General features: G+C 45.9%; 1 protein-coding gene. It reads right to left on the bottom strand.

The annotated features are described in order from the left end of the window. Positions 1-571, bottom strand: a 571-nt coding sequence (locus tag R7Q46_RS29035; protein WP_318078559.1) for an ATP-binding cassette domain-containing protein, incomplete at both ends; no start/stop codon positions are given.

Here is a 571-nt window from a genome sequence, read left to right as displayed (position 1 = left end):
CTGCTTCAAAGACGATTTTGCCTGAGCGTGACGCATCATCGATATTGAGATTAACTTTACCCTGCACTTCTCTGCGGTCGCGACGCTCTTCACGAAGTTTCTTAAGTGCGCGCACTCGTCCTTCATTACGAGTACGACGCGCTTTAATACCTTGTCGAATCCACACTTCTTCTTGAGCCAGTTTCTTGTCGAACTCAGCGTTTTGCATATCTTCAACACGAAGCATCTCTTCTTTCTCAAGCAAGTAATTGTCGTAATCACCAGGGAAAGAGGAAAGTTGCCCGCGGTCTAAGTCGACAATACGTGTCGCCATAGATTTAATGAATGCGCGGTCGTGGGAAATGAAGATAATCGAACCTTTGAAATCTTTCAGGAAGTTCTCTAGCCATTCGATGGTTGTGACATCCAAATGGTTGGTTGGTTCGTCAAGTAGTAATACATCAGGGTCACAAACTAGAGCGCGAGCTAATGCCGCCTTGCGTTGCCAGCCGCCAGATAAGTCACGAAGTAATGTGTCTGGACTTAACTTTAGGGCACTAAGTACGTTTTTAACTCGGTCATCAAAACGCCA

It is taken from the genome of Vibrio sp. 811 (genome assembly GCF_033339195.1).
The sequence above is the reverse complement of the archived record's forward strand: the minus strand, read 5'-3'. Positions and strand labels throughout refer to the sequence as shown.